This window comes from [Ruminococcus] torques ATCC 27756 (genome assembly GCF_000153925.1).
In the GTDB taxonomy this organism is placed as follows: Bacteria; Bacillota; Clostridia; order Lachnospirales; family Lachnospiraceae; genus Mediterraneibacter; species Mediterraneibacter torques.
In genome coordinates this window covers 372333-392507 of record NZ_DS264345.1, presented here as the reverse complement: position 1 = coordinate 392507, position 20175 = coordinate 372333, and the positions used below count along the sequence as shown (strand labels likewise).

General features: G+C 41.6%; 20 protein-coding genes. 1 reads left to right on the top strand and 19 read right to left on the bottom strand.

Annotated elements, in window-relative coordinates:
* Nucleotides 1-85: 85 nt before the first annotated feature.
* The 15 genes from RUMTOR_RS03050 to RUMTOR_RS02980 all read right to left on the bottom strand — a co-directional run bounded on the left by RUMTOR_RS03050 (nucleotide 86) and on the right by RUMTOR_RS02980 (nucleotide 15974).
* Nucleotides 86-280: a helix-turn-helix domain-containing protein gene (locus tag RUMTOR_RS03050; RefSeq protein ID WP_004845616.1), complete on the bottom strand. Its 195-nt coding sequence runs from the start codon at nucleotides 278-280 to the stop codon at nucleotides 86-88.
* Between the two features lie 110 nt (nucleotides 281-390).
* Nucleotides 391-585, bottom strand: a complete 195-nt coding sequence (locus RUMTOR_RS03045) for a SymE family type I addiction module toxin (RefSeq protein ID WP_004845615.1) — start codon at nucleotides 583-585, stop codon at nucleotides 391-393.
* 60 nt (nucleotides 586-645) lie between these two features.
* Entirely contained in the window at nucleotides 646-1548 is a 903-nt protein-coding gene (locus RUMTOR_RS03040; RefSeq protein ID WP_004845614.1) for a ComEC/Rec2 family competence protein, read from the bottom strand.
* Complete coding sequence (locus RUMTOR_RS03035) at nucleotides 1545-2513, bottom strand: GerMN domain-containing protein (protein ID WP_004845613.1); 969 nt, start codon at nucleotides 2511-2513, stop codon at nucleotides 1545-1547. The genes RUMTOR_RS03040 and RUMTOR_RS03035 overlap by 4 nt, the downstream gene beginning before the upstream one ends.
* Entirely contained in the window at nucleotides 2510-4003 is a 1494-nt protein-coding gene (locus RUMTOR_RS03030) for a sensor histidine kinase (RefSeq protein ID WP_004845612.1), read from the bottom strand. Before RUMTOR_RS03030 ends, RUMTOR_RS03035 begins: the two co-directional genes overlap by 4 nt.
* Nucleotides 3960-4646, bottom strand: coding sequence for a response regulator transcription factor (locus tag RUMTOR_RS03025; protein WP_004845611.1), 687 nt, complete (start codon nucleotides 4644-4646; stop codon nucleotides 3960-3962). The genes RUMTOR_RS03030 and RUMTOR_RS03025 overlap by 44 nt, the downstream gene beginning before the upstream one ends.
* Before the next feature lie 55 nt (nucleotides 4647-4701).
* Nucleotides 4702-5379: a ComEA family DNA-binding protein gene (locus RUMTOR_RS03020; protein ID WP_004845610.1), complete on the bottom strand. Its 678-nt coding sequence runs from the start codon at nucleotides 5377-5379 to the stop codon at nucleotides 4702-4704.
* A 177-nt stretch (nucleotides 5380-5556) separates the two neighbouring features.
* Nucleotides 5557-5988 (bottom strand): DMT family transporter, encoded by a 432-nt coding sequence (locus tag RUMTOR_RS03015; protein ID WP_004845609.1) that lies wholly within the window; start codon nucleotides 5986-5988, stop codon nucleotides 5557-5559.
* A 140-nt stretch (nucleotides 5989-6128) separates the two neighbouring features.
* Nucleotides 6129-7307, bottom strand: a complete 1179-nt coding sequence (locus RUMTOR_RS03010; RefSeq protein WP_004845608.1) for an aspartate aminotransferase family protein — start codon at nucleotides 7305-7307, stop codon at nucleotides 6129-6131.
* A complete protein-coding gene (argB, locus tag RUMTOR_RS03005) occupies nucleotides 7297-8199 on the bottom strand; it encodes an acetylglutamate kinase (RefSeq protein ID WP_004845607.1) in 903 nt (300 codons plus the stop codon). The genes RUMTOR_RS03010 and argB overlap by 11 nt, the downstream gene beginning before the upstream one ends.
* Before the next feature lie 68 nt (nucleotides 8200-8267).
* Nucleotides 8268-9491, bottom strand: a complete 1224-nt coding sequence (gene argJ, locus RUMTOR_RS03000; protein WP_004845606.1) for a bifunctional glutamate N-acetyltransferase/amino-acid acetyltransferase ArgJ — start codon at nucleotides 9489-9491, stop codon at nucleotides 8268-8270.
* Nucleotides 9492-9817: 326 nt separating this feature from the next.
* Nucleotides 9818-10522 (bottom strand): class C sortase, encoded by a 705-nt coding sequence (locus RUMTOR_RS02995; protein WP_004845603.1) that lies wholly within the window; start codon nucleotides 10520-10522, stop codon nucleotides 9818-9820.
* A complete protein-coding gene (locus RUMTOR_RS02990; protein ID WP_004845602.1) occupies nucleotides 10519-11427 on the bottom strand; it encodes a class C sortase in 909 nt (302 codons plus the stop codon). Before RUMTOR_RS02990 ends, RUMTOR_RS02995 begins: the two co-directional genes overlap by 4 nt.
* Nucleotides 11428-11503: 76 nt before the next feature.
* Nucleotides 11504-13111: a SpaH/EbpB family LPXTG-anchored major pilin gene (locus RUMTOR_RS02985; protein WP_004845601.1), complete on the bottom strand. Its 1608-nt coding sequence runs from the start codon at nucleotides 13109-13111 to the stop codon at nucleotides 11504-11506.
* Nucleotides 13112-13115: 4 nt separating this feature from the next.
* Nucleotides 13116-15974 carry a prealbumin-like fold domain-containing protein gene (locus RUMTOR_RS02980; RefSeq protein WP_004845600.1) on the bottom strand — a complete coding sequence of 953 codons (2859 nt, stop codon included), beginning with the start codon at nucleotides 15972-15974 and terminating at the stop codon, nucleotides 13116-13118.
* A 422-nt stretch (nucleotides 15975-16396) separates the two neighbouring features.
* On the opposite strand from RUMTOR_RS02980, the gene RUMTOR_RS02975 reads away from it, so the two are divergent.
* A complete protein-coding gene (locus tag RUMTOR_RS02975) occupies nucleotides 16397-16894 on the top strand; it encodes a helix-turn-helix domain-containing protein (protein ID WP_004845598.1) in 498 nt (165 codons plus the stop codon).
* An 85-nt stretch (nucleotides 16895-16979) separates the two neighbouring features.
* Here the strand turns inward: RUMTOR_RS02975 and RUMTOR_RS02970 are convergent, their stop codons facing one another.
* From RUMTOR_RS02970 to RUMTOR_RS02955, 4 genes are all read right to left on the bottom strand, one after another.
* Nucleotides 16980-17426, bottom strand: coding sequence for a GNAT family N-acetyltransferase (locus RUMTOR_RS02970; RefSeq protein WP_004845596.1), 447 nt, complete (start codon nucleotides 17424-17426; stop codon nucleotides 16980-16982).
* Between the two features lie 73 nt (nucleotides 17427-17499).
* Nucleotides 17500-18540: an N-acetyl-gamma-glutamyl-phosphate reductase gene (gene argC, locus RUMTOR_RS02965; protein ID WP_004845595.1), complete on the bottom strand. Its 1041-nt coding sequence runs from the start codon at nucleotides 18538-18540 to the stop codon at nucleotides 17500-17502.
* 271 nt (nucleotides 18541-18811) lie between these two features.
* Nucleotides 18812-19555: a creatininase family protein gene (locus RUMTOR_RS02960; protein WP_004845593.1), complete on the bottom strand. Its 744-nt coding sequence runs from the start codon at nucleotides 19553-19555 to the stop codon at nucleotides 18812-18814.
* Complete coding sequence (locus RUMTOR_RS02955; RefSeq protein WP_004845592.1) at nucleotides 19552-20169, bottom strand: bifunctional 4-hydroxy-2-oxoglutarate aldolase/2-dehydro-3-deoxy-phosphogluconate aldolase; 618 nt, start codon at nucleotides 20167-20169, stop codon at nucleotides 19552-19554. The genes RUMTOR_RS02960 and RUMTOR_RS02955 overlap by 4 nt, the downstream gene beginning before the upstream one ends.
* Between the last annotated feature and the right edge of the window lie 6 nt (nucleotides 20170-20175).

Sequence of the window (20175 nt, the reverse complement as noted above, 5' to 3'; positions counted from 1 at the left end):
TCCTTTGTCATATTTTATGTAACTCTCAGCATAAATCGTTTAAATATCAATGTGCATATCTACCCGTAGAGTTCCTATTCGCATATTATCTCATGCCCTTTTGGTGTTCTATTTTATGAATGCGCCTAGGATCCTCTGGTTTTGTTGCATCCGAAGGAATCATCCACATTCGTCCCTTTAAGACTGCACCATCAATTCTTCCCTCTTTACAGTATATAGCGACTCTTCGCTGTGATATATTCCATTTTTCTGCTACTTCTGCTGATGTTAAGTAATCCATTTTTAGCCCTCCGTGGACAGGAAAAATTACAATTCAACACTCTTATTATATTCGAGATTGCGAACAGTTTCAAGCACTTTTTCTTTCTGCTTTGAATATATAAAACGCTCCTATTCGCATTGCCATATTTCGTTTGCTTTAGTTATAATCAGGCGTCCATCCTCGCACTTCACTTCAATCTGCTCCCCAATGTCAAATCCTAGTTCTGAGAGCCATTTTCCTTTCAACACAATGCTCGGTGTCCGCCTGTACTGATATCCACTTGCTTCATAAACCTTCATTTCTCTATATTTTTTATATGCCATATTCGTCTTCTCCTTTTGCCATTTTTTAGACTTCTGCCATAAGATTAAACTTACGCTGAATTATTGCTTCTTTTGCCAATTTATACATTTTGTGAGATACCCCCTTGAACAAGGGAAACGACAACGGGGAATAATTTCCTCGTCTAAGCACAGTTTTAGAATGTAAATTATAGCGATATGTAGTGACACAAATGCCCAGTTTATGCGGGTTGCAGGCACTAGGGGGATACCCAACTTTAGAGTCTTAACACCTGATATGGCCAGCAGATGACCGATCCCGTTTTTCTGATACAACTTTTTCATATATGGATCAAGGTCTCCTTTTTCTCCGAGAAGGATCGCACTTATCGTGTTTCCATAATAACTGCCCAAACACCCTACAAGGAGTTTCTTCCAACCTTGCCTGAATTCATGCAGGAATTGTCTGATGCATTCAGTCTGCCCGGATAATATACCGACTTCATCCGCCCATACATATGCGCCTATTTTCTGCCTTTTGTAATAAGCTCTCTGATCAAAATTGCCCGGATTACGTGCAGTCTCAAATGCAGACGCCTTTCCTTTTATTTTTAGTTTATTTCCGATTTTGATATGTGCCGCATCTTCTTTTTCAAGATAAACAAGCACTTTCTCTTCCCATATTTTTCTTGGCAGCTCTTGACTGAAATCATAGGAAGAACGATGCCCGTCGCTTTTTCCGAATACAGACTGCCTTGCGATCTTTCGATCGCTGCCACTATAAAAAGAGACGGCATTCCCCTTTACACGGACTGCCGTTACAGATTCTTTTTCATCAATCCTATCTGCCGTTCCCGTCAATATAAGATTGATTTCTCCTTTATTGTTTCGGTTTACGATCTGCCCAAGCGCGGAAGTGTAATCTCCCGCGCCGAAAAACAGCACCCTTATCGCCTGTACTGTAAGAAACAGTACGCAAAATATACATAATGGTCGTCTTTTCATTTTTTGTCATCGGCTGCGACCAACTCTAAATTTTCTTTCAGCGGCTGTGAAAGATCCACAGTGCCCATATACTTAGCTTTTGACTCTCCGTTAATCGTAATCTGAACCTGCGTCGCCTCTGTTCCCTCAACAAGCGAATTTACGATTGAATAAATCGTAAGTTTCGGCAGGATATCATACTCTCCGTTCAGAAACGTACTATCGAAATTCACATAACAAATATCATCTTTGATCGTCACTCCCAACAGATTTGCATTCGGGTTGATCGTCGGATAAGCTCCGCTTTCAGGACCCTGCATCAGTTTCTCAACGATCATTTTCTCTTTCGACAAATTACTGCTGTACCTTGCCGAAACTTTTTGCGGAACAAGCTTATCTCCGCTTTCATTTGCAAAATAAAGCGTTAATTCTACCGTCTGGTAGGCGCTCGGTGACGATCCTGTGTTTTCTACGAAATCATCTTCTGTCATAAGTCCGATCGAATTGCCGTCACTGTCTTTAAGCGACTCTCCGTCGATCGTAAACAGTACTGCGTTGACCCCTTCAATTTCCGAAAGCGAACATACAATAGATGCCCTCATAAGCTTTTCTTCCAGACTGTTTACTTTTAAATACGCTTTATTGAAGTCGATATCTAATATACTCCCCCGCAGTTCACATTTTTGTACAGATACTTCATTCGGAATCGGAGGAACATTTTCGATTTTATCCGATGGTTTCCGAAGCGTTTCCAGTATATCCTCTGCCATACCGCAGATTTCTTTGTCCGTCATCTTCTTGCCTTTTGCCGTTTTCCCGGTTTCATAGGGCGCTTTAACAAGTCCTGTTCTGTCTTCATTAAGATAATAGACTGACATCTCCGAATCTATTTTCTTCTTCCGGCAGCCTGAAAGGAAAAACGGCAGACACAAGGACAAAATAAGACAAATGCATATTACGACCGCAAGTTTCCTGTTCCTTTTCATCTCCCCACTCCTTCCGGCACTGTTGTATAGATCAGCGGAATCCGAACTGTAAATGTCGTTCCCTCGCCTTCGTTACTATGCACTTTGATCGATCCTCTGTGAACGATCACTGCGTTTCTGGCGATCGCAAGCCCCAGTCCCGTTCCGCCGATTTCTCTGGAATGAGACTTGTCTACCCGGTAAAACCGCTCAAATATATGTGCCTGATCTTCCTGAGGGATTCCAAGACCGGAATCTTCTACTTTTAAATAAAAATATTTATGATCGGCATTTAAAGACACATGAACCCATCCGTTTTCATGATTATATTTAATCGCATTTTCCACAAGATTTGAAACGGCAAGTGTAAATTTCGTCTCATCAATCTCTGCGCTCACCGGACGGAAACTTTCCATGACCATCTCAACATTTTTCTTTTCCGCGATCGGTTTCAGCCTCTTTAATATTTGTTCAAGCAAGTCGTTGATATTCACCTGCTGAATGTTCATCGTCTGACCGGTCCGATTCATTTTCACAAGAGAAAGAAGATCTGTTATGATCTGATTTTCCCGGTCGATTTCTTTCGCGATATCTTCCATAAATTCACGGTACATTTCCACAGGAAGGTTTTCCTGCTCAAGAAGCGAATCTGCCAGCACTTTCATCGATGTCATCGGAGTTTTCAGTTCATGGGAAACGTTTGAGACAAACTCTTCTCTGGAGTCGTCCAGCTGCTTTAGTCTGCCGAGCATTTTGTTGAACGCTTCACTTAGCTGACTTGTCTCCGCAAACGTGTCTACGTGCAGCACATCGTCACTGTATCCTTCACTCACATTTTCAATCGCCCCTGTAATCTTATGAATCGGTTTTACAAGTTTATTGGCAAGGGCCACCCCGAAAACAGCCAAGAAAATCGCCGCTATTCCTACTACGACACCTCCATGCGTATAAAATACCTGTTTTGTAACTTCAATACTGTCTGTAGAGACACTTGCTAAAATCACACCGTCTATCTTCTTTTTCCCCGGGATATTGATCGGTGAAGTCACTTCGATATAATGATTCTTTTTATCATAGTGGTTCGTCGGCTTTGTGCGCATGCACCGAACGACGCTTTCCGATACATTCGTCTTTCCTTCATCGAGATTATATGTATCTTTAATTACGCAGAGATCTTCATCCATGATCATAACTCTGCCGTTATATATATTCGTCAGCTGCGTCAGATTAGAATCGATCACTTCCGAAGTCGGATCGGAAAGATATCCGTATGCCGAGAGCTGATTGCTTAATATTGTACATTGATTTTGGATTTCCGCAGTCCGAAGTTCGACCGCACGCGACTCGTAAAATGCTACGATTCCGAAAAGTGTTGCAAGGCAGGGTATCAGCCCTGCCAGCATTGTACAAAGAATCACACAAAAACGCATGTTCCCGATAATTTTACGGTTGGATACAAATTGATATTTAATCTTGGAAATAATAACCCACTCCCCACTTTGTATGTACATATTTCGGTTCACTCGGATTCATCTCAATCTTCTCACGAAGCCTTCGGATATGTACGTCTACTGTTCTTGCATCTCCCGGGTAATCATATCCCCACACCAGATTCAGCAGATTTTCTCTGCTGTATACTTTGTTTGGATTCATTGCCAGAAGCTCTAAAACATCAAATTCTTTTGCCGTAAGATTGATCTCTCTCTCTCCGATAAATACTCTTCTGCTCTCACAATCAATCTTTAAGCTTCCTTTGATCAGCACCGGTCCGCCTGCCGGTTCTTTCCGTTTCGACGTCCGCCTCATGATGGCTTTGATCCTCGCCTTCACCTCTAAAATGTTAAACGGTTTCGTTATATAATCATCCGCACCGTATTCCAGTCCCAGTATCTTGTCCATATCCTCGCTCTTTGCCGTCAGCATCACAACCGGCATATCCGAAAATTCCCGAATCTGCTGACACACCTGAAAACCGTCCAGTTTCGGCAGCATCACATCCAAAAGGACAAGATCATATTCACATGCCTTTGCGTATTCCAAAGCCTCCTCGCCGTCATAGGCGCAGTCTACTTCCATGCCTTCCTGCTCGAGGCTGAAGCGGATTCCTTTTACGATCAGCTTCTCATCATCAACAACTAAAATTCTCTTACCCATACTCCTCTTTTTTCGACTCCTTATGCACTGCGGTATACAAAACCGCTCTCTTATGTCAGATCGTTATGTCTTCTTTTATTTTATTAAATACTCCCTCTTTGATTCCCTCAATCTGCATCAATTCTTCGATTGACTGAAAGCCGCCGTGTTCTTCCCGATATGCGATTATACTTTGCGCTTTCGCCTCTCCGACTCCTGTAAGCGTCATGAGTTCCTCTTTTTCGGCTGTATTAATATTTATCTTCCCATCGTCCGTACGTTCGGTCACTTCCGATACAACCCCTGCGCCTTTCACTTCATCTAAAGAAGGCACATAAATCTGTTCTCCGTCAACGACAACCCTCGCCTGATTAACCGCTTCCGCCGCAGCGTTTTCTGTCAGCCCGCCCGCTTTCGCAATCGCTTCAAACACTCTGGAATCCTGTTCCAGTTCATATACGCCCGAAGCCTGAACTTCTCCGCAAACATATACGAATACTTTTTTACGCTCCGGATTTTCTTCCACTGTACCGCTGTCCGCTTCCGCCTTTTTTCTTTCTGCCTTCTCTGCTGGCTCTTCGCTCTTTTGTGATGTATGATCCGACTTTTCTTCTTCCGCAGAAAATAAAAATTCTTCTGTTTCAGGAACGGCCGAATCTTTGTTCCCGCACCCAAACAGGAAACTTGCCGAAATAAGAAAGAACACTGTCATGACAGCGTATTTTTTTCTGTATTTTTTCTGATTGTCTTGCATATTCTTCTCCTCAGCTTTGCCGGGAGAATTACCCCTTTATGTCGGACATTAATATTGTAACGAATTTTTACTAAAATTACAATAGACAATTAACGTCTTGTTACATCTCTGTCAACCTATTAAGGACAACTTTCTTTTTCTTTACAAAAAAACATATATATTACAGATTTATTACTTTTATTTCCATTGAAAAACTGCTATGCCGGCAACCGCAAGAAGGAGACCACCTGCTTTTCTCCATGAGAACGGCTCCCGATCCATTCCAAACAATCCGAAAAGCTGGATCAGATAAGCAACCGTAAGCTGTGCGATCACAATGAGAAGAGCTGAACGCGCAGGCCCTAACGCTTCGATACTTTTTATAACCGTCCATGTGATCCCTGCGCCGATCACACCGCCTAACAGCATATATTTCGGCTGTACTTCCATAAGCTGTGAAACCTGATCTCTTCCGGTAAAAAACCACATCGCAAGACAAACCGCAAAAGCCGTAAACTGTACCCAGCCGTTTCCGACCCACATTCCTGTTGTCTTCGTAACCTGTGTGTTAAATACTCCCTGAATACTCATAAGCGCTCCGGACAAAAGAGCAATTAAAAAACCGATCATATACATACCTCCGAACTGTTTAGATCAAACAATTTTTCTAACTTCCTTTAGTATGTCCTTCGACCGGTTTCTTATTCTGTCTATTTATGTAACATTTTCTCTTATGAAAACATTGGAGAAATATCTTTACGGAAACACTTTTATGCAAGTATTCTGCGCATCTTCTCAACCATCTGATCGATATGCTCTTTTTCTACGATCAGCGGAGGAACAAAACGGATTACGTTTCCCTGCGCCTGTATGATAAGCAGACCTTCTTCAATCGCACGATCATTGATCTCTTTGATCGGCTTTGTGATCACAAGACCCTGCATCAGACCTTTTCCTCTTCGCTCTGTCACACAGTCAAATTCCGCTTTAAGTTCTTCTAATTTTTCTGTAAAGTATGGAGCTATCTCATTGACATGTCCTACAATATTTTTTCTCTCAAAAATGGAAAGAACTGTCTTTACCGCCGTGCACGCAAGCGGATTTCCTCCGTATGTCGCCCCGTGATCTCCCGGTTTAAGAGAATATCCGGCAACCTCTTCCGTCATTGCAAACGCGCCGACCGGAATGCCGTTTCCGATCGCTTTCGCCATCGTAAGGATGTCCGGCTTTACTCCGTACCCCTGCCATGCAAACATCGTACCTGTTCTGCCCATGCCGCACTGTACTTCGTCACAGATCATAAGGATATCGTTTTCATCACAGAGCTTTCTGATCCCTTCCATAAATTCCTGTGTCGCCAGATGAATGCCGCCCTCTCCCTGAAGCGGTTCTAAAATAATCGCACACGTTTTCTCATTCACAAGCGACTTCACACTGTCAAGATCGTTAAATTTTGCAAACTTTACCCCCGGAACAAGCGGCTCAAAAGGTTCTCTGTAAGAATCATGTCCTGTAACCGATACCGCTCCAAATGATCTGCCGTGAAACGAGTTTTCCATAGCGATAAATTCATATCGTCCCGATCCTTTTGTATATGCATATCGTCTCGCTGCTTTTAAAGCCCCTTCATTTGCTTCGCCGCCGCTGTTTGTAAAAAATACCCGATCCATTCCGCTGACTTTATTCAGCGCTTCCGCCGCTTCCCCGCAGCTTTCATGATAATAAAGGTTGGACGTATGGTATAATTTATCAATTTGTTTTTTCAGCGCCTCGTTTAATTCTTTATTGTCATACCCAAGCCCTGTCACTGCGAAGCCTGCCGCAAAATCAAGATATTCTTTTCCGTCTGTATCATACAGATACATTCCCTTTCCATGGTCAAGTGCGATCGGAAAACGATTATATACATGAATAAGGTTTTCCTCTGCCGCCTGTATCTTACTGTTCATCGTGATTATACCTGCTTTCTGTACTATTTAAAATCGCTGTTCCGATCCCTTTATTAGTGAAAATCTCAAGAAGAAGACAATGCGGAATCCTTCCGTCAAGAATATGCACTCTTGAAACACCTGCTTCGATCGCATCGATACAGTTCTGAAGTTTCGGAAGCATTCCCCCTCCGATATAACCTTCTGTCATTAGTTTTTCCGCCTCTTTTACACAAAGTTCCGAGATTAAGGTAGACGGATCTTCCGGATCTTTATACACTCCCTCGATATCAGTCAAAAACGCTAATTTTTCCGCTTTCACCGCGCGCGCGATCGCACACGCCGCATCATCTGCATTAATATTATATGTATGGTAATTTTCATCCATACCGACCGGACAAATGATGGGAAGGAAATCTTTTTCCAGGAGATCGTAAATAATCTGTTCATTTACCTCTGTAACTTCTCCTACATATCCGATATCCTGACCGTCAGAGTATTTCTTCGCCACCTTTAACAAAGCTCCGTCCTTACCGCTGATACCGATCGACCTCACGCCAAGGCTCTCAACAAGTTGAACAAGACTTTTATTTACTTTTCCAAGTACCATCTCGGCTAATTCCATCGTATCTTTGTCTGTCACACGAAGCCCATTGATAAACTTCGGTTCCATACCGGCTTTTTCAACCCATTTGCTAATCTCTTTTCCGCCGCCATGTACGATGATCGGCTTAAATCCGACAAGCTTCAAAAGCGTCACATCCTCAATAACGCGCTTTTTCAATTCTTCGTCGATCATAGCGCTTCCGCCGTATTTCACAACGATGATCTTTCGGTTGAACCGCTGGATATACGGCAAAGCTTCAATCAAAACTTCTGCTTTATCAAGATATTGCTGCATGTTTTTATTCATGTTCTCTCTCCAATCTTTTTGTCTCGTATCTTTGATCCTGCAAATAACTCTTTTTTCACTGACATGTTCTAGCTTCTGTAATCTGCATTAATGCTGATATATTCATGAGTCAGATCGCATCCCCATGCCGTTGCCGCGGCATCACCTTCTTTCAGATCGGCGATCGCAGTCACCTTAGGCTCAGATAAAATTTCCGTTGCTTTTTCCTCACTGTAATTTAGCGCAACACCGTTTTCAATGATCTGAAGCTTTCCTGCCGCACTTTCAAAAAACAAATCCACCTTCTCAGGATCAAACTGTGCTCCCGAATATCCCATCGCACAGAGGATTCTGCCCCAGTTCGCATCGTGACCTGCTATTGCCGTTTTCGTCAAATTTGAGCAGACGATCGATTTCGACAAAACCTTTGCCTGCTCTTTCGTCTTCGCGCCTACGACTTTTACTTCAAAAAGCGCCGTCGCGCCTTCTCCGTCTCCCGCCATCTCTTTTGCAAGCGTTTCATTGACATAATGGAGAGCTTTCTTAAACTGTTCGTATTCTTTTGTTCCATATTTAATCTTCTTATTATCTGCCATTCCGTTAGCCAGCAAAAGAACCGTATCGTTTGTAGATGTATCTCCGTCTACGGAAATCATGTTGTAAGTATCTTCCACATCTTCACTTAACGCACACTGAAGCGCTTTTTTTGTAATTGCGGCATCCGTTATCAGAAAGGCTAACATTGTACACATATTTGGATGAATCATTCCCGATCCCTTTGACATCCCGCCGATCGTCACGGTCTTCCCTCCGATCTCAAAGGTAACTGCCGCTTCTTTCTTCTTTGTATCCGTTGTCATGATCGCTTTTGCTGCCTCTGTTCCCTTTTCTTTGCTGCTGTTCTTTGCCTCTGCCAGCATTTTGATTCCCGATTTCACCCGGTCCATCGGAAGCTGCATACCAATCACTCCTGTGGAACCGACAAGCACGCTTTCCGCCTCTACGCCAAGAACACAAGCCGCCTCTTTTGCCGTTTCTTCACAATATTTCATTCCCTCTTCTCCGGTACATGCATTTGCAATGCCGGAATTTACGATCACTGCCTGTGGTTTCCGCTTTGACTCCACGATCGCGCGATCCCACTTTACAGGAGCCGCTTTCACAAGGTTTGTTGTAAAAGTTCCCGCCGCCTTACACGGCTTTTCACTGTAGATCAGCGCCATATCGGTACGGTCTTTATACTTGATGCCCGCTGCCGCTGCCGCTGCCTGAAATCCTTTTGCCGCTGTTACTCCGCCATCGATCACTTTCATTTTGTCCTCTCCTTTTTGTACCCTATATGTTCTGTCAAAGTTTCTTCTATAAAAGAAAACTCCGCCTCTTAAAAGAGGCGAAGTCAATCCGCGATTTCACTTTAATGAAAGAAGAACCGTTTCTTTATCAAAACGTCTGTATTTCTGTTTTTTGTTCTCCCCCCGCCTTTTTCTGTGTCGACGATTGTTTTAAATCATCTAACCGTCTAAATTCTATACGCAAATATTATTAGCTATTATATTATGAAATAAAATCTGTTTTGTCAACTATTTCATCTTTTGAATTACGGGCTATACGAATCATTTTTAAATTACCGGACATGGATTCAAACTCTCTCACAATAAACTAAATACCGCTGATAATTGTGAGGATATGGATGACAAGTCACAAGAGTCACCATATCTTTGCCTTCCTGTATTCTGATCTTATCAATCTCATCCGGAGATATCACCTCTATCCGTTCCACTTTATAAGTCATCGTTTCCCAGAAGTTTGTAATAAATATTTCATCCCCGATTTTCAATTTTTCAATCTCACGAAACATCTTTGCATAACTGTATCCCCGATGTGCGACAACCGCCATATTCGTATTATTCCCACCGATCGGCATCGACGTTTCCGTAAGCTGAGCAGCTCCTTTTGACATATTTTCTTCGTTAGCGCCCAAATATAACGGAAGCTCAAGATCCATAACCGGAATTTTAATATATCCTGCAATTCCATCTTCTACTCCGTACTCTTCCAAACGGATTGCCGGGTTTGCATATGCATACGGATCTGCCAGATTTTCCTGATTGTTTTTTATAAGTTCTTCGTTATAGTTCTTCATTTCTTCATAAAGCCGGGCATATTTTTCAGGATTCGCATCCCGGACATTCTCCGTCGTTTCTTCAAACTGACGAAACATACTCTCTGTCTTTATCTTATAAAATTTCTGAAGAATATGCGGATAAAGCAGAATCCCGCATCCGATCAAAAGAAGAATCAGACCGAAAATAAAAAGTTTTCTTTGTTTTCTCACTCTTTTCATCTTTTTCTCCTTTTTAGACTTCTCTTCCCGGCTTTTTTCTTTCTGCCCCTTGTCCTTCGTTTTTTCTTCATTTTCCTTACACACACCGCCACTGCAGCAACGAATAAACTGACGAGGGCAAATACCGCTGCGCCATATGCGATCATCTCCGTTATATCCCGCTCTTTTTTCGCCGTATCCGACTCTTTCTCTTCGCTTTCCTTCACGATTTCATCACATATTTTTTCTCCCCGGACAAGCAGTCTATGACTGTTTACCCCGTACGGCGTACACGTTAAGAGCGTTATGTATTCCTTATCCGCTATCGGACGCAATGCATCTGTATCTTCCGGCTCTATCACTGAAATCTGATCTACCTCATAAGTAAGAAGATGATCCAATACATGGATATAAAACAAATCCCCTTCCTTCATTCGATCCAAATCTGTAAACAATTTTGCAGTAGACAATCCTCTGTGGGATGCAAGAACCGAATGCGTACCTTTTCCGCCTATAGGAAGAGCCGTTGTTTCCATATGTCCGACGCCCCGTCTCAACACCCTCTCACTGACTCCATGATAGATCGGGAGCATAACGTCGATCGCCGGAATTTCAATATATCCCATCACTCCTTCTTTTTCTTCTACATTGAGCACATCTTTATAATTACCGGGCAAAACAGAGCCGCTTCCTAATATAAACGGATCTTCTACAGACATTCCCGTAACAGATTCATTATACTTTACAGCCTTTTCCCACTCTGATTTCATATCTGTCTTCGGAAGTTCTTCAACCGTCTGCTCATAACGACTGATCATCTCTGCCTGGTGCCGCTCTGCAAGCTTGTTACTGACTGCCGGATACAACAGTATACATGCTCCGATCAGAAAAAGAGCCGTTACGATTAGCTTTTTACTTCTGCTCATAATCACCTAAAGGGAGGTTCGTCTTCTAAGACTCCCTCCCTCTTCCTTCTTAGTCTTTCAATCTGCTTTCTATTGATCAGCGATCTTTTTTCTTTCTGGACATAAAAATAATAATGCCCGCCGCTGCCATAACCGTCAGACCGACTGCCGTAAAAATGATCGTTCCATTTCCACCTGCTGCCGGAAGTTTACTCGGTTTTGTGTTTATGATCGTATCGCTTGGAACCGTAGCAGTAGATGAATCGTGATTCACTGTCACTTCAAAATATTTACTCGGAAGCTGATATCCTTTTACCGTTTTTGTCTCTACAAGATAATACTTCTTTGCTCCGGTAGCTGCGTCGTCACCTTGAACTTTATTTTCTTCATTCGCCTTATTTGTATAATATGCAAGACCTCTAAACTCTGCAACGCCCTTATCGTTCGTCTTTACAACTGTAGTAAATTCCTTTTGATTCGGATCATATACCTTCAAAGCTCCTGTAATTTCTCCCGCCTTATTATTTTGGAGAAGTTTTACTGCTGCCTGTGCTTTTTCCGTACTGTCGAAAATCATAAATTCAACATCTTTTAAAGGTGTTCCGTCTGCCTTTTCCCCAACCTTTTTAATGGCAATCTTTCCGGTATGTACTTCCGGCCGCTCGTTTTCAGGCACGCTTACATCAACAGCCGTACCCTTTGCAGTTGTAAATTTCAAATCTGCGTCATTATAAATTGCTTCCCCTGTTTTTGCCGTTTTATTGATCATCGTATCAAAACGGATCTGAAGAAATGCAGCCTGAGCATCCGGATTATTAATCGCTTTTTTCAATTTTATTTTTCCCGCATCGGTCAGACTTATTATCAATGTATTCTCATTTCCTTCTGCCGGCTCTTCCACTGAATAATCCGTATCTTTTTCTAACTCATCTATTACCGTTTTATAATCCTTATCTACCGCTTTAACAACAATGTTCCCTTTATATGTAAGCTGAGAATCGATTTTATCTGTCACTTTGTATAATTTTGCGGTATCATAGCTGCCGTTATCATTTGTCAATGCAATATTACCCGGAATCGCCGTATGGATAATCCACGTCTGATTCTCTTGCATATCAAAAGAATCATGCTTATTTCCTGCATATGTAACATCCTTTTCAATAGACAGCACTTCATTCTTTGGATATACATGTACATTATAATTAAGTGTCTGACCGTCTGCCTGCGTCATCGGAACATCAACATAAAATGCTTTTCCTACCATCGCATCATCTTTCTCATTCGGAAGAACCGCATCACTTCCATCGGATGAATCCAAACCTAACTCTTCTACTTTGTATCTGCCCAACGGAAGATCTTCCAAAACTGCTTCTCCGGACTCATTCGTAACTACCGTACGAGATATTGTCGTTTCGTTCCATTTTCCCGCTTGGTCCTGCTCCATTTTTGTAACCTGAAACTTAACATTTGCCAGCGGTTCTGCCGTTTCAGGAAGACTATCCATTTCAATACCGCCGTTTTCTGTGTTTGATTCAAACGCATTTTCTGCATCAGGCATCTTATATTTATGAATCGTAATAGAACCTTTCTGGTCATTACCCACTACTTGTCCGCTATTTTCCACAGCAAACGCCGTCGTCATTGTTCCAAACAACATTACTGCTGCCAGAGCTATCGTTGTCATATATTTCAAAATCTTTCCCATAATTTTAAGCTCCTTTTCTTTTGAATCTAAAATATAATACAAGTGAACAACAGATGATCATAAATCCACTGAACACAAAAATCTTCGTACCGTTTCCTCCCATCTTCGGAAGGAGGCTTGTCTCTCTGTTAGAAACCTTAAATCCTTCTATATGATTTCCACTGATTGCCGGTACGTCGCCTCTTGCTTCAAAAGTGACTTTCTTACTGGCATCATCTGTAACAGCAATAGTCACCTTCCAATATCCCGTCGGTTTCAAATATCCTTTCGGAGCTTTTGTCTCTTTAAGAAAATATTCCCCTTGTTTCAACCGACCGAAATCAACAATTCCTTCTTCTGATGATACAACCGGACCTCCTACAATGCTCCATTTGTCGGCATCGTTCTCATCACCCTGATAAAGGGTAAATTCCGCGCCCGCAAGCTCATTTCCTGTTTTTTCATCTACTTTTATGAAGGAAAACGGGACTGTAGGTTCATTTTCCACTTGAAGAATTCCATCTTTTTTTTCGAACTGCGGAACTGTGGAATCGTCTTTTTCTGTTTTTTCTACTTTAACTTCATCTTTATGTGCATCGACGGTTACTGTCCATGTTCCTTCCGGCAAAATGAATCCATCCAATGTCGCCTCTTCTGATAATATGTATTCGCCGGATACAAGTTCTGAAAACTTCACGATTCCATCAGCCTTGCTTACCTCTTCCGCGCTCCATGTACATCCTTGTTCATCCACAAATCCCGTCTTATCGTTATGTGCATGTGTACAAGACTCCGGTGAAATCAAGCCTTTGCACTTTTTATCATGTTTATGATTACATGTTAGTTTAAACCGAACTCCTTCCATCACAGTTTGATCTTCTGCGCTTACCTTTTTAAAAACAAAGTCCGTTTTTTCTCTGTCATTTCCGACTGTAAGATTCGCCTTCAATCTGTAAATCGGTTGAACTGTTACCGTACCGTCAATCACCCCGGCCTCTTTTTCATCACCTTTTCCTTTGTTAATAAACTCAGCGGCGTTTTTTGCCGCTTCTCCCGTCTCATTTGTAAAGGTCTTCCCGGTATTCTTCTGCGTTTTCCGGTCAAAATACGTTACAATGATCTGATCTAACACCATCCCTGTTCCCGGAGTAACTTTAATATTTACATCCGGCGAATATCGATCGATATATGTACTGTTTTCCCCGGCTGATGTGGATTCTCCTTCTGTAGGCGTTACCGTCTGTTCTCCGCCTGTGATTTCCATTTCACCGCCCCCAACCGAGAAAAAGACAGGATCACTGTTTAACTCAAAACCTTCCGGAGCTTCTGTTTCTGCAAAACAATAGTCTCCGTTCGGAATCTCCGTACTAAAATTTATCTTTCCCTCTTCATCTGTTATATACTCATCCGGCTGATACAGCTCTCCTTTTACAAAATTGCCTTCCTCGTCCCGAACGGCTTTATACAGCTTAAATTTTGCATCTTTTACAGGTCTGAATCTTCCTTCGTCGGTGCCTGCTACCGTTTTTGTCAAAGTAAGCTTTGTTTCTGCGGGTTCCGGTTTTACTTTTACATAAATACGGATCATATGATTAATTAAAAATTTCATGCTTGAACTTCCGATCGTCGACATATCTGTTTCCGCATTTTCCGCCGTGCCATAATACCACAACACATTATCTGTTCCCAAACCGCATCTCACATATCCACTTGACGAAACATTACGCACCGGAAATATTTCATCTGTCAGTTTATCATAGTCCAAATAAGCGCCATCGATATTGGTAGACTGAATCATCGTAGCATCTTGGTCTTTTAATATTTCAATACGAAGTCCACCGCGTTCAATATAAGGAATTGACAGATTTATATTCTTTATATTTTCATCTGAATTATCTTCCGGTTTGATCAAAATTACCGGATCTGCTCCTAATTTAAACGCCTGGTCGAGCGTTTGCTTTATGATCAAACGCCCTCCGGCTATTACCGGATATTTTCGCACCGGATTTAAAGATATATTAAGATGTGTATTTCTAAGCTGCTCTCCAAACCACTTTTTTCCTTCATCAATATCGGTCAATCCTTCCGCAGAACCTAATGATTCCAAATAATTTATTGATAAAGGCGACAAATCCGAAATGGCATTGTTCTCTAAGTCGATCATTCCGGCTTTTCTAAGCCACTCGATTCCTTCGATACTTTTGATCAATTCATTCTCCGGCTTCTGAGTGTCTAACTGTTCTGTTTTTTTCTCAACTTTCTTATTTGCATATTGCACAGCTCCGGGCTCATCCACTAATGACTCCAGATACTTGTTTGCCTCTTCCTGCGTATTAAATTCTTTTGATATATCCTTAATTTCAAACGATGGAATAAACGTAGCCATCTGTGCAGATGCTATATATGTTACTTTCCTTGCATATCCGTCTGCTTTTATCATCCCCGTAAAAGACCCTAAAACTTCTTTCACGCTTTGCCCCGGTGTTCCCATCCATCCTGCTTCAAACAAAGAATCATAAACTGCAACGGCAAAATTACGATCTGTAAAACCAACGTCCATAATCTGCCCGATGCCTATATCTCTGTCTATACTGATTGCCGTAGTTCCTTGTGTATAAACAGGCAACACAAAAAAAGTTACTTTTGATTCAGCAATATCAGTCTGCGCTCCTTCCCCTGCTTTATTTTCCTCATTCCGCCCTGTCTTACCTGATGTCTGATCGTCGGAAACTTTCTTCTTTGTTTTCGTATTATTTATTGTTTGTTTTGTCTCTGTCTTTATCTGTTTGCCTGCCTGTACATCGGCCACATTCCCCAATGTTACGGCAGAACCAAATAGCAAACTGCATAATAACAGTGACACGCCCCTTTTTATTTTATTCATTATCTACTCCTCTCCCCATCTTCTCTATTGTTCTGCTCATCGCATCCCAACTCCTTTCTACTATACTGCTGTGAAAAGCAGAAGATATTAGTGAGAATTTCCCTTCACATCGCCTCTTTTCCTCTCCCTCTGTTCCACTCACCCAAAGTGCCAAAAGACGCATTCTTGGATTGCAGGCGGCTTCCAAGTTCTCGGACAAATCCGGACTTTAGCTCGTCGTCGTTGCAAAAACAAAAAGCCGCTTCCTTTTTGCCCCTCAGAAAAAGTTACTTTTCGGAATATTTTATCTGTCAATCCCATATAGTAACTAGACATTACCAATATTAGCATAACAAACCTATAGACTCAAGAGAAAATGTAACTATCTATTGCCAAAATTTCGCTAAAAACTCAGCAAACTACCACTCGAAAGGAGACGCTATATGCAAAATCCAAAACAAATTTTTGCGTCCACACTAAAGTATTTACGATATAAGCATCATTTTTCTCAAGAAAAATTAGTTATCCAGATGCAAATACGCGGGAGTACTATTACTCGTGAAGTTTATAAATTCATTGAATCCGGTTCCGGCAATATCAAAGTTTTTGACTTAGTTATTTTAAAAAATATCTATCGTATTCCTTACTCTGATTTCTTTGTCGGTCTTTCTCCTGCCACACTTCCACGAACTTCGATAACTATGTTACTTAGACATCCTACTTTCACCGATAATCTCGCACTCTTAAGAACATCCCATGAATATACACAACAACAGTTAACCGATGCAATGAATGAGATGGGAACTTTTATTCACCGGGCTGCTTATGCAAATATTGAACGCGGAAAACGAAATCTTAAAGTTACAGATCTTGTATGCTTAAAAACAATCTACAATGTCCCTTATGAAGCGTTTTTTGAAGGAATCAAAATCCACGAATAAAGATGTCTATACAAAAAACAGAGCTGCCGATCTGTACAGCTCTGTTTTTTGTATAACTCTCATATGATAACTTTATTCAAACAGACTATTGACCGTTAAATGCAGTTATATTTTCTTCATTTAACGTAAAATCATAATAATTCAGATCCAGACGCTCCGTCCATCCGATTGTATTCCAAAATGCATTTCCAATATCATTTTCCGTAAATGCGATCAAAGATACTTTATTAATCTTTTCTTCTTTCAGCGCTTTCATCGCAAAAACAACCATCCTTTTTCCGATTCCGTGACGTCTGTAATCTTCATCTACACAGACATGATACAAACACCCCCGTCTTCCGTCGTGACCGCACAAAATACTTCCGACAATGCGACCGTCTTTTTCTGCCACGACACTTGTCGTCGGGTTTCGTTTCAAAAAGCGCGCCACTCCTTCTTTTGAATCATCGATACTTCGGATACCAAATCCTTTTATTTTTTTCCAAAGGGCATATACCCCCTCATAATCTTCTATCGTCATGATCCGTACCATACTGCATCATCTCCTCTGTTTTTTCCCGTTTGGTTTTACTTTCTGCCCTGCTGCTTTTTGCACGATATACATCTTAAGGAAACATCGGAACAAGCTCAAGGCCTTCACTTTCCGGAAGTCCGAACATCAGATTCATATTCTGAACCGCCTGTCCTGCCGCTCCTTTAACCAGATTATCGATCGCTCCCATCATAATAATCCGATTTGTCCGTGGATCGATCTTAAACCCGATATCGACATAATTACTTCCTTCCACCCATTTCGTTTCAGGGCATACGTCTTTTTGAAGCACACGCACAAATTTTTCACCGCCATAATATTTATCATATACAGCCTTTACGTCTTCATAGCTTACTTCTTTCGTAAGTTTTGCATACTCTGTAACTAAAATTCCTCTGTTCATCGGAACTAAATGCGGCGTAAAATTAAGAACGACTTTTTTCCCGGATGCGTATCCAAGCTGTTCTTCGATTTCGGGCGTATGTCTGTGTGTCGCCACTCCGTATGCTTTAATATTTTCATTCACTTCGCAGTAAAGATTCGGCAGTTTTGCTCCTCTTCCCGCTCCTGACGTTCCTGATTTTGCATCGATGATCAAGGTGTCCATATCGATCAGCCCTTCTTTTGCCAACGGATATGCCGTCAAAATGGAACAAGTCGTATAGCATCCCGGATTCGCCACGAGACGGGCCTTCTTCACATCTTCCCGATTAACTTCACATAATCCGTACACCGCTTCTTCAATAAACTGTGGGGATTTATGTTCGAGCTTATACCATTCCTCGTATATTTTTACGTCTTTCAGACGGAAATCCGCGCTTAAATCTATAATCTTTGTCTTTGACAAAATTTCTTCGTTTACAAGAGACGCACATAATCCCTGCGGCGTAGCCGTAAAAATCACATCTACCTGTGATGCCAGTTCTTCCATATTATCATCCATGCAGACCGCATCTATGATCTGAAACATATTTTGATATACGTCCGCATATTTTTTATCTATGTAACTTCTCGAACCGTACCATTTAATTTCCGCCTCTCTATGCCCTGTCAATATTCTGACCAGTTCACCTCCGGCATATCCTGTTGCACCGATAATTCCAACTTTTATCATAATCTATTCGCTCCTCTCTGCTGTTTGCTTTTCACAAACCTGCCCTGTCTCAATATTTCTTCACAAAAAATAAAATGAATATGCATTCTTTTTGCATAATAATACATCATTCTTGCATAATATGCAAGTTTTTTCTGTTATCAAATACATTAATCTGTATTTAACTTATATCCACTTACAAAAAATATCGGAAATCGAGACGCTCTCCGAATTAAACTTCAGCTTACGGTTCGATTTCCGATATTTTTATATTTCTTTCTATTATTTTTTTCTATGTTTCTTCTCTAACCAGTTTCTTCACACATTCCTCTATAACAGCAGATATATTTTCTGTAAACTGTTCTAGCATCATCTCTCCTTTTTCTTCTGTTGCAGGTACCGGATTTCCGTATGTTCCCGAAACGCTCAACTCTCCGATCGATGTGTTGTCCATTCCGTACGTAGTCGGTCTGACAGGATATTCCTGCACTGCCCGCTCCATATGAACTGTCTCCGGCTTTACTGCCAGCATAAGTGACGTTTCAAACTCGCAGGCATGAAACATTCCTCCCCATGTCGGAGTTTCCATATATTTATCATAAATTTCTTCCATTCCCGGATAAAACATCCCCAACACTTTCACATCTGTTTCATCTTGTATTTCCCGTATCGCATATTTTATCACCGACCTGTTCGCCTCATGTCCGTTCATAAAAATAAGAATTTTTACCCCGTATCTTTCTACAGAACGAACAACATCTTTCAATATTTCCCGAAGAATATCCTGTCGGATCGTTACAGTTCCGATTCTGTCACGCCAACTCCAAGAATACCCAAAATGAATACTTGGATACACAAGCGCTCCCGTTTTTTCTGCTGTCTTTTCAGCCAATGCTTCCGCCAAATAAACATCTGTTCCAATAGGAAGATGATACCCATGCTGTTCCGTTGATCCAATAGGAACGATTACTACCGGAAACTCACGTAACCGCTCCTGCACTTCCCGCCATGTCATATCTTTTACTTGATTGCTCATATTTGGGACACCTCCACATACTTTCGCGCTGTTTCTCTGATCTTTTTCAAATCACTCCTCTTTGCATGTTTCGGAACAAGATTACTTCCGGCCGCCACACCTTTATATCCTAATCTATAGAAATTCACTGCATTTTCCGGTGTTACCCCGCCAACCGCCACATAATCCATCTCCGGGAAAGGACCTTTTAACGCTTTAATATAACGATCGGAAAACGCATCGGCAGGAAATAATTTTGCAAGATGGATTCCACAATTTACCGCTGCCTGAACTTCAGACGGTGTCAGCACTCCGGGTAAAACTTCTATCTTCTTTTCCAATGCATATCGAACAATCTGCTCATCAAATCCGGGAGTCAGAATATACGGCACTCCCATATCTGAAAGTACATCAATTTCCTCTTTTTTCTTAACTGTTCCTGCACCGATATAAACATCCCGACCTTCAAAATACTTTCTGCTTGTTCGGATACACTTCATGCCGTTTTCTCCGTCACTTAGCGAAATCTCAAACCATCTGATCCCTTCTTCCACAAGGCCTTCTATGATCGAAATAATTTCTTTTTCTTCCACTTCCCGAATAATCGAGACAAGTCTTGCACTTTCTAACATCATTTTCTC

Coding starts and splice junctions, on each gene's coding strand:
- RUMTOR_RS03015 (WP_004845609.1), bottom strand. CDS start 5,988: ATGATCGGTTTTTTAATTGCTCTTTTGTCCGGAGCGCTTATGAGTATT.
- RUMTOR_RS03030 (WP_004845612.1), bottom strand. CDS start 4,003: ATGTACATACAAAGTGGGGAGTGGGTTATTATTTCCAAGATTAAATAT.
- RUMTOR_RS02995 (WP_004845603.1), bottom strand. CDS start 10,522: ATGAAAAGAGTGAGAAAACAAAGAAAACTTTTTATTTTCGGTCTGATT.
- RUMTOR_RS02985 (WP_004845601.1), bottom strand. CDS start 13,111: ATGGGAAAGATTTTGAAATATATGACAACGATAGCTCTGGCAGCAGTA.
- RUMTOR_RS02960 (WP_004845593.1), bottom strand. CDS start 19,555: ATGAGCAATCAAGTAAAAGATATGACATGGCGGGAAGTGCAGGAGCGG.
- RUMTOR_RS02955 (WP_004845592.1), bottom strand. CDS start 20,169: ATGATGTTAGAAAGTGCAAGACTTGTCTCGATTATTCGGGAAGTGGAA.
- RUMTOR_RS03045 (WP_004845615.1), bottom strand. CDS start 585: ATGGCATATAAAAAATATAGAGAAATGAAGGTTTATGAAGCAAGTGGA.
- RUMTOR_RS03010 (WP_004845608.1), bottom strand. CDS start 7,307: ATGAACAGTAAGATACAGGCGGCAGAGGAAAACCTTATTCATGTATAT.
- RUMTOR_RS03050 (WP_004845616.1), bottom strand. CDS start 280: ATGGATTACTTAACATCAGCAGAAGTAGCAGAAAAATGGAATATATCA.
- argB (WP_004845607.1), bottom strand. CDS start 8,199: ATGAATAAAAACATGCAGCAATATCTTGATAAAGCAGAAGTTTTGATT.
- argJ (WP_004845606.1), bottom strand. CDS start 9,491: ATGAAAGTGATCGATGGCGGAGTAACAGCGGCAAAAGGATTTCAGGCA.
- argC (WP_004845595.1), bottom strand. CDS start 18,540: ATGATAAAAGTTGGAATTATCGGTGCAACAGGATATGCCGGAGGTGAA.
- RUMTOR_RS02975 (WP_004845598.1), top strand. CDS start 16,397: ATGCAAAATCCAAAACAAATTTTTGCGTCCACACTAAAGTATTTACGA.
- RUMTOR_RS03025 (WP_004845611.1), bottom strand. CDS start 4,646: ATGGGTAAGAGAATTTTAGTTGTTGATGATGAGAAGCTGATCGTAAAA.
- RUMTOR_RS02990 (WP_004845602.1), bottom strand. CDS start 11,427: ATGAGCAGAAGTAAAAAGCTAATCGTAACGGCTCTTTTTCTGATCGGA.
- RUMTOR_RS03040 (WP_004845614.1), bottom strand. CDS start 1,548: ATGAAAAGACGACCATTATGTATATTTTGCGTACTGTTTCTTACAGTA.
- RUMTOR_RS02980 (WP_004845600.1), bottom strand. CDS start 15,974: ATGAATAAAATAAAAAGGGGCGTGTCACTGTTATTATGCAGTTTGCTA.
- RUMTOR_RS02970 (WP_004845596.1), bottom strand. CDS start 17,426: ATGGTACGGATCATGACGATAGAAGATTATGAGGGGGTATATGCCCTT.
- RUMTOR_RS03020 (WP_004845610.1), bottom strand. CDS start 5,379: ATGCAAGACAATCAGAAAAAATACAGAAAAAAATACGCTGTCATGACA.
- RUMTOR_RS03035 (WP_004845613.1), bottom strand. CDS start 2,513: ATGAAAAGGAACAGGAAACTTGCGGTCGTAATATGCATTTGTCTTATT.